General features: G+C 40.6%; 8 protein-coding genes. 3 read left to right on the forward strand and 5 right to left on the reverse strand.

Features of this window, described 5'->3' with window-relative positions:
* Positions 1-7: 7 nt before the first annotated feature.
* Positions 8-2,434, reverse strand: coding sequence for a TonB-dependent receptor (locus BUA96_RS06085; protein WP_072981343.1), 2,427 nt, complete (start codon positions 2,432-2,434; stop codon positions 8-10).
* A 404-nt stretch (positions 2,435-2,838) separates the two neighbouring features.
* On the opposite strand from BUA96_RS06085, the gene BUA96_RS06090 reads away from it, so the two are divergent.
* Both BUA96_RS06090 and BUA96_RS06095 read left to right on the forward strand, forming a co-directional pair.
* A complete protein-coding gene (locus tag BUA96_RS06090; protein ID WP_072981345.1) occupies positions 2,839-3,729 on the forward strand; it encodes a phosphatase PAP2 family protein in 891 nt (296 codons plus the stop codon).
* Between the two features lie 23 nt (positions 3,730-3,752).
* Complete coding sequence (locus tag BUA96_RS06095; RefSeq protein WP_072981347.1) at positions 3,753-4,532, forward strand: DUF1206 domain-containing protein; 780 nt, start codon at positions 3,753-3,755, stop codon at positions 4,530-4,532.
* A 59-nt stretch (positions 4,533-4,591) separates the two neighbouring features.
* On the opposite strand, the gene BUA96_RS06100 is transcribed toward BUA96_RS06095, so the two are convergent.
* Positions 4,592-6,964 (reverse strand): S9 family peptidase, encoded by a 2,373-nt coding sequence (locus BUA96_RS06100; protein ID WP_072981348.1) that lies wholly within the window; start codon positions 6,962-6,964, stop codon positions 4,592-4,594.
* A 268-nt stretch (positions 6,965-7,232) separates the two neighbouring features.
* Between BUA96_RS06100 and BUA96_RS06105 the strand changes: the two genes are divergently transcribed.
* Entirely contained in the window at positions 7,233-7,844 is a 612-nt protein-coding gene (locus BUA96_RS06105; RefSeq protein WP_072981350.1) for a DEAD/DEAH box helicase, read from the forward strand.
* Between the two features lie 208 nt (positions 7,845-8,052).
* Here BUA96_RS06105 and BUA96_RS06110 read toward each other — a convergent pair whose 3' ends face one another.
* The 3 genes from BUA96_RS06110 to BUA96_RS06120 form a co-directional block, all read right to left on the reverse strand.
* A complete protein-coding gene (locus tag BUA96_RS06110; RefSeq protein WP_072981352.1) occupies positions 8,053-8,892 on the reverse strand; it encodes an endonuclease/exonuclease/phosphatase family protein in 840 nt (279 codons plus the stop codon).
* A gap of 78 nt (positions 8,893-8,970) precedes the next feature.
* The gene (locus BUA96_RS06115) at positions 8,971-10,614 is read right to left on the reverse strand and encodes a sulfatase family protein (protein WP_072981813.1); all 1,644 of its coding nucleotides are present in this window, start codon (positions 10,612-10,614) and stop codon (positions 8,971-8,973) included.
* A gap of 4 nt (positions 10,615-10,618) precedes the next feature.
* Positions 10,619-11,524, reverse strand: a complete 906-nt coding sequence (locus BUA96_RS06120) for an alpha/beta hydrolase (RefSeq protein ID WP_072981354.1) — start codon at positions 11,522-11,524, stop codon at positions 10,619-10,621.

Consider the following 11,524-nt stretch of genomic DNA (forward strand, 5'->3'; position numbering starts at 1 on the left):
CTTTTAATTAAAAGTTATAGGTGAAATTAGCAAGCAAAGATCTTTGGTTTTGCGGGCTGATCGTTGACCATCCTTTAAAGTATTCTTTGTTTGTAATGTTGTCAAGTTTTAAGCTGATGCGAAAATCAGGAGTGCCATAAAAAACCGAAGCATTCAAGATGGTGTATTCTGGAATTGTGAAAGTTCCACCAAGGTTACGGTTGAAGATTTTGTTTTCGCTGGCGTAATTTCCACCAAAACCAAAGCCTAATCCATCAAGAGTACCTGAAGTCAACTGGTAGCTGGCCCAAAGATTGGCAAGGTTTTGAGGACCTGCACTTTCTGGACGTAAGCCTACAAAATCTGCAGCGCCTTCAGTCAACTCGCTGTCATTATAGCTGTAGCCTGCAATGATGTTTAAACCGTCTATAGGGTTTGCGATAAAGCTGGCTTCAAAACCTTTACTTTCCTGCGTTCCATCTTGCGTGTAGAAATAGTTGGTTGCATCAACATCTATACGCAAAGCGCGATCTTTAACTTGAATATCATAGTAGCTTAAAGTAGCGCTAAGTCTTCCGTTTAAAAGATTGAATTTAGTACCTGCTTCAAATTGATTGGCGTGCTCAGGATCTAATGCGCGGTTGGTAGTTACACCATTGGTAACTTCGTCTACCGGCGCTACATTGCTAAAACCGTTCATATAATTCGCAAAAACCGATACTTTATTAAGGATTGGCTGATAAACCACACCAAATTTAGGCGAAAGCGCAGTCTGCGCGTGGTTTGCATTACTAAAGCGATCTATACGTAAACTTGCCATCGCAGAAAGTTCTGGTAAAATGTTGATCACATCTGAAGCGTATGCGCTAAAAATTTCCTGTTCTGTTGTTGAAGGATTGATAGGGCTTCCGGCAAGTAATGCATCTGTACCCGGCTGATTTAAGATTCCGCTGTCATCGGTGTAATTTGCAGGATCTGTAATGCCTAAAACTTCTTCATTAAACTCTTGAAGGTTATTACCAATGTAAATTCCACCGTTACTTACATAAGCCGAGTTGTTATTGATCACGTTGGTTTTTAAATAATCAAGACCTACAACCATACGATTGCGCATAGTTCCTAGGTTAAAATCACCAATAAAATTCTGCTGAATGTCAGTAGCGATAGTTTCAGAATTTTGCTTGCTGATGTAACGGTTAAGCACAATTCCTTCGTCAACGGTTGTGTATTGAGTTCCTTCGTATAGATAAGAATAATACCCGTCAGATTTAGAATTAGAGCGTGAGAATGCTGTTTGTGATGTCCAGCTGTCGCTTAACTTATAATTCATTTGCCCTTGAAAACTATATGTAGGCGTATCTATATACAGATCATTTCCGGTGTAAGAGCGGTTGATATCATAACCTAACTCGTCAATATTGGTTACACGTAAAGGAGCACCACGATCTAAGAACAACATCGTTTGGTTTGTGCTTCTTCCATTATAAAATTCAGTATTGATGTAAAATGATAGACGATCATTTACTTGATATGCAAGTGATGGAGCAAAGAAAAATGATTTTCTGAACCCGGCATCTTGATAGCTGTTTTGCGTGTGATAAGCAGTATTTACACGTAAAGCAATATTTTTTTCTTTGCTTAACGTAGTATTCACATCTGCTGTTACACGATTTAGACCATAGCTTCCTGAAGTATATGATACCGAACCGCCAAAGTCATAATAAGGTCTTTTTGTTGTGATGTTGATCAAACCACCATAAGATATGAGGCTGCTTCCATATAAAGTTCCTGAAGGACCTTTGATCACTTCAATACTTTCAATATTAGCAGGATCCGGACTTCCGTTAGTTAAGGCTGGTAATCCATTTACTAAAGTAGGCTGAACTGCAAAACCACGTAAAGAGTAATATCCTGCACCATCGTTACCACGACCGGTAGATTCCCAAAGCTTGTCAATACCCGGTGCGTTTTTAAGAGCATCGTCAAAGTTGGTTACGATTTGCTCTTCAAGAAGGCTTGAAGTGATCGTGTTGTAAACCTGCGGATTTTCAATATCAGCCAATGGCATTTTTGAAACACTGACGCTCGTCTCGCGGGTAAACTTGTTATGTTTTTTACCATTTATGCTTACAACGCCTAACATTTCTTGAGCTTCAACAAGCTGAATAGTGCCAAGATCTTTTGTGTTATTTGCACTTACTGAAACATCTACATAACGTGTTTGAAAACCAACGTAAGAGATACTTAAACGATATGCGCCGGCAGGCACACGGTTTAATTCAAAAGCACCGGTGTTATCTGTAGTGGTGCCTAAGGTGGTTTGATTTAATTCTATTGTAGCTCCAGTTAGTGGAGTATTATTTTGGCTTGTTACCAAACCTTTTAGAGTAGCATCTTGTGCTGCTGCGCTTAAAGTAATTCCTAGAAAAAGGAGCACTTGTAAAAATTTACGCATACCTATTTAGATTAAATTAAAATTATTTTGAGCGCAAATGTAGTAGGTAGAATTAAAGGGTCAAAGTTTATTTAGATTTATTTTAAATAATTTTCTGTTTGTTAATTACAAGCTTAAAAAATTCGAACTTTTGAATTTCAGAGCTGTTTTGATTGAATATAAATTAAGTTATCGAGTAAATGGATGACAAGTTTATAACAGTTTAACAGTTGTCTTTTTGGCTTTCTGATTAGGATTTAGTCAAAAAAGGCATTAAGCAAATGTTATAAGTTGATGCTGAAATGTTAAGCTTTTCAACAGGCACCTCTTTTTATTTTAATTTTGACCGAATAGTCTAGTTGGAGTTTTCCATAATTTTTACAAAGAACTCTAACGAGCGGTATTCAATTCGTAAACCTGTACGTATGCATAAAATTTTACCTCTGAGTCTTTTAATCCTTCTTTTTACTAGTCAAATGTCTTTTTCTCAGGAGGATACGGTTGAAGATCTTTTTGATAAACCCAACACTGCCAAAGAAAAAAATATATGGAATTACTTTACCTATGATATGGGTAATGTATTTGCTGGCGTGGGGTTTGCCTATTCGCGTCCGTTGCATTGGCAAGGAGATGATTTTCTTAGATTAGGCGGTGTGGCCGCGGGAACCACCGGCCTCTTTTTACTTGATGACGAAATACGTCATAATTTTTTATCGCATAAAGATGACGTTCCTGATGTGTTGCTCAGTTATGGGCGCTATGCTGGGGCTCCACAAAACAATTATGGTTTAACCGGTGCAATTTATTTAACCGGGCTCGTTACCAAAAATGAGAAATTACGCCGCACCGGGGTTTTGATGATCTCTGCAGCAACAGCAGCCGGATTTTTACAGCAACTGAGTAAAACGTTGGTAGGGCGTGCACGACCGGGTGCGGGATTTGGTAACCACCATTTTAAACCTAACGGAGGTTCTGCAGCGTATCGCTCGTTTCCTTCGGGTCACGCAGTATTGACGTTCACCACTTCGTATGCCATCGCCAAGCAGTTTGATAATAAATGGGTAAAAGGCGGAATTATAGCCGTGGGCTTGATCCCGGGATTAAGCCGCATTTATGAGGAAGCGCACTGGGCGAGTGACGTTGCGCTAAGTTGGGCGATGAGTGCTTTTATAGTGGAAGCCATCGACAAATATCTTGATCGTAAATATGACCAGAAATACAACCCTGATGAAGATGGAATGGCCATGAAAAAGTCAGATTTTGAATGGAATCTGACCTTTGGAGGAAATCAATTGGGCGTTGTGTTTCAATTTTAAATGCTTACGTTCAGCGCTCTATTTTGAAATCAAAAAAAAACATCTATGCACGTCTAGGGCTTTTAACTAAAGCCTTATTTTTTCTATGCATAGGTGTGGTGACGGCTTTAGAGGCTTTTGGCCTTGGTGGTTTTAAAGCAGGCACTTCTACGTTGCTCAATGTGATTGTCAAAGAAGAGTATGGTAGAGCCATACTTATTCTTTTCGCTGCCGGGCTTTTTGGCTACGTGTTTTGGCGGGTATACGAGAGTATTGTAGATAACGAAAATTACGGAACCAGTCTTAACGGTCTTGCACAGCGCATCGCTTTCTGTTTTGGAGGCTTGGTTTATGCTTTTATTGCCTTAAATGCGATTCAGGTGGCGCTGCAGGCTTCGGGCGTTTACTGGTTTTCTTCTTCAGATTTTCAAGATTTTATACACAGTGATTTGGGTTCTGTGGTGGTGCTTGGCGCTGCAATAGGTATGCTTGGCGGCACGTGCAATGAATTTTACATCGCATTCTCCCGAATCTTCACAAAGACCATACATTACGACAAAATTCCTGATTCTTTTAAAAAGTGGGCTTTAACCTTTGGAATTGTCGGCTATGCAAGCCGAGGCTTTACGCTGGGAGTGGCTGCATTGCTGCTGCTTGATGCTGCCTTTACCAACAGGGATATTTCTAGCGCCAATAAAGAAGCTGCTTTCACGTATATGCAGTATAATTTTGGTACGTTCATTTTAGGGATCATCGCTTTAGGTTTTATTGTGTATTCCTTTTATGTTTTAGTCGAAGTGCGTTACCGAAAAATCTTCATGTAAAAAAGCTGCCCGAAAGAATATTTCAGACAGCCTTTAGCATGTTTAGTTAGCTCTTTTAATTACTTCTCTAATAAGCTTTCATTGAAGAGTTTTAAAATACGTTTGTATTCATCGGTCCAGCTGCTGGGTTCTATAAAACCATGACTTTCTACCGGATAAACTGCCAGTTCCCAATTGTCTTTTCCTAACTCGATCAAACGCTGTGTAAGGCGCACCACGTCTTGAAAATGTACATTGGTGTCTACCATTCCGTGTTCTATCAATAAATCTCCTTCTAAGCCTTCGGCGAAATAAATAGGCGAAGAGCGCTTGTAAGCGATAGGATCTTGAGAGGGCTCGTTAAGAATATTGGCAGTATACCCGTGGTTATAATGTGCCCAATCAGTCACCGAGCGTAGTGCAGCTCCAGCTTTAAAAGTTTCCGGCTCATTGAATAATGCCATTAGTGTAATAAAACCACCATAGCTTCCGCCGTAGATGCCAACTTTTTCAGGGTCGATATCATAGTTTTCGATTAAATATTCAACGCCATCAACCTGATCAGAAAGATCTTTTCCGCCCATATGGCGATAAATTCCGGTTCTCCAATCGCGACCATAACCGGCGCTTGCGCGATAATCAATATCGATCACCGTGTAACCCAAATCAGTCAACATATTGTTGAACATATATTCTCTAAAATAGCTTGACCACCACTTGTGTGCATTCTGTAAATAACCGGCACCGTGTACAAAAACCACCGCTGCGTTATTTTTTACAGAAGCTTCAGGAACATACAAACGTGCAGGCACCATAGCGCCATCGTCTGCTTTAAACATGATGTTCTCCGCTACGCGCCAATCATAAGATTGAAACGCTTCAGATTGCCCGGAAGTTAATTGCTGTGCATCTTTAGACGAACCAGTTTTCTTAAAGTACAATTCCCAAGGTTTATTGCTGAAGGAATTGCGAATCGCCATATACTTTTCGTCAGGAGAAAGACTAACTTCGTTGTTTCCAGGGAGGTTGGTGAGCTTTTGCATCGTACCACCCATCACCGGCATTTTGTAAAAATGACGCTCTCCCGGTCCAATTTCAGATGTGGTCAAAAACCAAGATTTTTTATCATTAGACAAAACAGGATCAAACACTTCGTAATTACCTTCGGTCAGTGCTTTTTTGGTTCTTGTGGTTACGTCTAACAAATACAGGTGTGAATACCCGCTTGTCTCAGACTGAAAATAAATATGCTTATTGTCTGGTAACCAACCTAAAGTTCCACCACCAAAAGACCAACCAATTCCGGGACCCGCGATCCAGGCTTCGTCGCGTTGACGGTCTAGGGTTTCAAGACTTCCGTTGTCAAGATTCAGCAATGCGATCCAGCGGTCTTTATTGTCTTTAGAGCGAATGTTTACGATGGCTTTGCTGCCATCTTCAGAAAAGATCGCTTGGGAAACAATCACCTCGCGCTCTTTTTCTTCCCATTCTTTATCAGGATAATCTTTGGTATAATCGGGTAAATCGGTGATCCCCGGAAGCTTTGATGTGTCAACGCTATAAACCGTGTCTTTCTTAATGTTGTAAACTGCCAAAGAAGCTACGGTTTTATCTTCACCTACTTTACTGCGCGCGCGCAAGTTTTTGGTATATCCGCTCGCATCTACATAATTGGGTACGTCAGTGCTTTCGCCGCGGTCACGTTCCATCAACATAATGGTGACAAAATCAGCTTTTGGGCTCACTTGCAATCCCGCTACTTGTTTATCGCCGTGATAAAAGGTGTAGGGCTCAGGATCTGCGGTCATCTCGCGATAGGCTTTAGAAAGCGAATCTTGCTCCTCGCGCTCACGCACAATTTGCAATAAACTCAAATTTTCATCTTTTAACCATTGGTTCTTTTCAGAAAGTTTTTCTTCTCGATCTTCTCGTGCTTTGCCTTCTTGAATGTTGGTCAGCTTTTTAAGCGTCCCAGTTTCTGTATTCAGCACATAGGCATTGTCATCATATTCGAACGCAATTTGCGCTTCGTCAGCTAAAAATGTGGGGTTTCCTAAGCGCCCACCAAGATTGACAAGTTCTTTAGAAGTATCTTTTTTCAGATCGTAAAGATGAAGTGCGCCGTCTTCAGAATATAACTTTATAGTTTTGTCCTGATTCCAAGTCCCATACGGACTGGTCATCGCTTTGCGCTCGGCGAGACTTACTTTTTGGATTTTGTCAAGATTTGAAACTTCGATCTTATAAAGACTGTCTGACGGATTTTCTTCAGGATTGTAATTGAAGTAAATGGTTTTACTCTGCGGCCCCCAATTAATCCGGTCAGGAAAAGTTCCCATCCATTTAGGGTCTTGCATAATTTTTTCTACCGAAAGTGCACTAGACTGTGCAAAAAGAGCCGTACTGCCTAAGGCTATAAAAGCAAAAAGCAAGGCGTGTAGTGTTTTGTTCATAGAGAAGTCATTGAAATTTTAGTTGCGGTAAGTTACAGAATAGTTGCAAAAGCAATCGATTGGAATACTCTAAAAAAAGTACGGCTTAATTGTAAACTTGCTAATGGCAGAAACCTTTTTATTGGCACCGCCAAAGGGTTAAATATTCCGTCCCGATAACAACAGGGATGCCTAGAAATTGAAAATTTGTTTCTAAGCAATGCCTCTTGGGGTTGGTCTGAGTTAGTTTACATCAACTATATTTGCGTTCATTCCAGAAATACGCGTTATGTCGTTTAAAAAATTGATAGAGCCCTTGAAAGAAACTTTGCAACGCAAAGGCTTTACAGCTCCTTTACCTTTTCAGAAAAAGATCTTTTCAAAAATAAAAGGAGGTATGAGTATGTTTGCAATAGCTCCCGAAGGTTCCGGCAAAACCACTACTATTGTCATTAGCACAATTCAGAAATTGAAAGGAAAGGCTTTTGAAGACGCGCCGCGTGTGCTCATTTTTGTTAAAGACAAGCAAGCAGCTTTAGATCTTGAATCTGAATTTCACAGTTATACTCAAGGCACAGATCTTCGTGTTTATTGTGCATACGATGAGAAAAACATAGACGATCAACGCGATGAGATTTATGATGGTACTGATATCGTCATTGCGACTCCTAAGCGCCTCAACAAGATTTTTTACCTAAACGGAATCAACCTCAATAAGCTAAAAATGTGCATAATAGAAGACGCAGGTTTTGTTTTTAGAAACAGTAATCTTGCTGAAGTAACCCGCACGCCTGAAAGTATTGGGAAGTGTCAATACTTGGTTTTTGCAGAAGAATTTGACAGCAGATTTGAGCGGTGGTTAGATAGTTTTATGTTCAACGCACCAATTATAAAAGCTTAGAGGTTTTTTTGAATCGTATTTAAAACAAAAAAGCCTCACCATTTAAGGTAAAGCTTCTCAAAGGTTTCACTACAAAACCAGTTTTCGGTGTTACCCGAAAACAACACAACTTCTTTATAAAGTACCGAAACGGGAGTTCGGATTAATTTCTTGAATAAAGCACAAAAGTAGTATTAGTTTTTGAATTTTTATTAGATAATTCAAAAAACTAAGGTTTTAAGTCTATCAAAACGTAAACAGGTAAGTGATCAGATGGATAATGTAAATCTTTAGAATCGCTTAAGGTTGCGTGTTTTAACACTTTGCTGTTGTTGCTTTTTGCCTGAAAAATATAATCGATTCTTCGGGTTACGGGCTCAGTGAATTTGAAGCCATTAAAAGTTCCTTTTGGGCCAAAGGCACCATTTGGCGCTAAATCGTGCGTGTCGTCAAGTTCGGTTTTTAGCACAGCAATAGGTGCGCTGTCAGGTTCCAGATTTAGATCGCCGCTTACAAAAGCTGGTAGATTTTTAGGATTCAATTCTTTGATTTTTGCTAAGATCAAAGCTGAAGCATTTTTGCGCGCTTCAATACCTACGTGATCAAAATGGGTGTTGAATACATAGAATTTTTCATTTGATTTTTTGTCTTTAAACAACGCATAGGTACAAATACGCGGAAGCGCCGCATCCCAACCGGTAGAGATTTTTTCCGGAGTTTCAGAAAGCCAAAAGGTATCGTCTTCTAAGACTTTAAGTCGGTCTGCGTTATAAAATATAGCCGAAAATTCCCCTTTATTTTTTCCCTCCCGACCTACACCTATATGCTTGTAGCCGGTAAGATGCTTGCCTAAATAATCCATTTGCTCAGGCAGTGCCTCTTGCACACCCATCACATCCGGCGCATAGAACAACACTTGACTGGTAAGATATTCTTTGCGCTTGCTCCAGGCGTCTGCTCCGTCAGATTCAGTTGACATTCTAATATTATAAGTCATTAAGCTTACCTCTTGTGCGCTGAGTAGGTTGAGGCAAAAGAAGAGACCCAAGCCTGCAAGGAGTGATTTCATAGTCGAATGGATTTAAGCAATTAAAATTAAAACAAAAGCCCTCAATACATATCGAGGGCGTGTTATTAGATCATTAAACTACTGCATCGGCGTGCCGCGCAGGCGCTCAAAGTTTTTATACTCACGCGCAACGCGTTCTGCCGGAGCTCGTTCAAATTCTTTTTCAGTAAGGCCATAAACCTCTTGAACAGAATCAAGCTTTTTGTGTAAGCTTTTGATCACATTTGCATACGCAGGATCATCAATTTTATTCTGAACTTCTTGCGGGTCACTTTCCAGATCATAGAATTCCCAAGTGTCGATATCATCATAAAAATGCATCAACTTATAGCGTTTGGTGCTCACTCCGTAGTGCTTTTTAACCATATGAAAGGCCGGGAAATCATAATAATGATAATACAGCACCTCTCTAAAATCATCGGCTTCAACGTGTTGCTCCAATACAGGTCGCAAAGATTGTCCTTGCATGTCGGTAGCTAAGTTGTTACCCTCGGCATAATCGAGAAAGGTTTGGGCAAAATCTAAGTTTTGTACCAAAGCTTCGCTGTGACTTCCGGCTTTGATCGCTTTAGGATATTGAATCAATAAAGGCGTACGATAAGATTCTTCATACATATACCGCTTATCAAAAAAGCCTTTTTCACCTAAATAAAACCCTTGATCAGATGTATAGACCACAATAGTATTTTCGTCCAAATTATTTGCTTCCAGATAGTCCAAAATATTCCCCACGCCTTCATCAACCGCCGCAATCGTCGCCATATAATCGCGTAAATACCGCTGTCCTTTCCATTCGGCTAAAGCTTTGCTGTGCAAATCGGCTTTATGAAACGCATCATTTTTCGGCTGATAAGCTTTATCCCAAGCTGCGCGTTGCTCCGGAGTCATGCGTTCAAAATCGGTTGTCCAGGGATTGTGTGCCAACTCAGGACTTCCAAGTTTCTTGGTCATTTTTAGATCGTGGCCTTCATACATATCCTTATAAATCGTCTGTAGTTGCTCCTTAGAAGCCTTTGAGCCTTCGTGATCTGTAAAATAAGTTTCCGGTAACGGAAAGTTTATCGAGTCGTATTTATTGGCATAACGCAGCGCCGGCATCCAGTTTCTGTGCGGTGCTTTGTGGTGCACCATCATAAAAAAGGGCTTTGTAGTATCACGCTGTTGATCAAGCCAAGTAATCGCATCTTCTGTGATAATATCGGTGGCGTACCCTTCAATCTGCGTAGTATCGCCAGCTTCAATAAAATTGGGATTATAATAATTTCCTTGGTCTTGAATGATCTTCCAATGATCAAATCCTTGTGGATATCCGTGTAAATGCCATTTTCCTAAAATGGCGGTAGTGTAGCCTAATTCTTGAAGCTTTTTAGGCAGTGTAGGCTGGTCGCCATCAAAACGATCTCCATTTTGTCTAAACCCATTGATGTGGCTGTGTTTTCCGGTAAGAATCACCGCGCGACTTGGCCCACAGATGGAATTGGTAACATAAGCGCGATTCATACGCATTCCGTTTTGAGCGATACGATCAATATTAGGAGTGGGAGCCAATTGGCTCACGGGATGCCCGTAGGCACTTATTGCCTGAAACGCGTGGTCGTCAGACATGATAAAAATGATGTTGGGTTTTTCGGATTTTGCTTCGGCGACTTCGGTTTTTTTCGTTTCGGTTTTACAAGAATATAATGCCGAAATTATAAGGAGTAAAGAAAGAAGCTTTTTCATAAAATTATTTTTTTTCAACCTGCTCTTCGTGCTGAATCAATTGATTTTCATTGACCACCGCATTGATGAATGTCGCGATCTCATTTACAAAAGTATAACCCAAATTTGCCCAGTCGTGATTACCTTGAGATGCGGTCAGCAAAGTGTAGGAGGTATCCAGATCTTTTAATCGAGCTGCTATAAAAGCATCTCCGTCCAGCGGAAGAAATCCGGGAGTATCCGGTGCGCAAAAGTGATGCGGCTGACTGTTATATGGCACCAAATTGTCAGCATCTCCGTGAATGAAAAATCCGGGTACGGCATTATCTTTGGTTATGTAACGTACATCTACTACCGCTCCCGCAAGAGAAACCACAGCTGCGATTTTAGGATAGTCGCCTAGATATTTAAAATCCGGGTGATTGGCCATATAAGCCGTATTCAAAACTCCTTCTGCACCAGCGCTGCTGCCTGCAAGAATGATCTTTTCAGCATCAAAATGGAATTCAGCATTCGACTTTAAATAGTCGATCGCTTTCAGAATATCTGAAGTGGTTTGCTTAAAGGTGTCCATTTTCTCTGAAGCAGGACACGCACATCCAAAGCCGGTAGGCTTTCCTTTTCGGGTAAGATTATAGCTTATGGAAGCCACCGCATAACCTTTAGCAGCTAGTGCTTGAGAAAATTTGACCTCCATTGGGTTATCGCGTTTACCGCCGCTAAAACCACCACCATGAACCAGAATAACTAAAGGTCGGTCGCTGTCGTTCTCCGCTTGTTTTGCGGTATAAAAATCCAGTTTCAGCGTGTCGCTGTAGGTGTGTGTAGATTTAACCAGATCGGCATATACTTGTCCGACAAATTTTTCCTGTGCTTGCGCAACAAGAGTGATAAAAAGGAAAACAAAAAGAATGCTGATCTGGCGTTTCAT

It is taken from the genome of Leeuwenhoekiella palythoae, assembly GCF_900130045.1.
Lineage (GTDB): Bacteria > Bacteroidota > Bacteroidia > Flavobacteriales > Flavobacteriaceae > Leeuwenhoekiella > Leeuwenhoekiella palythoae.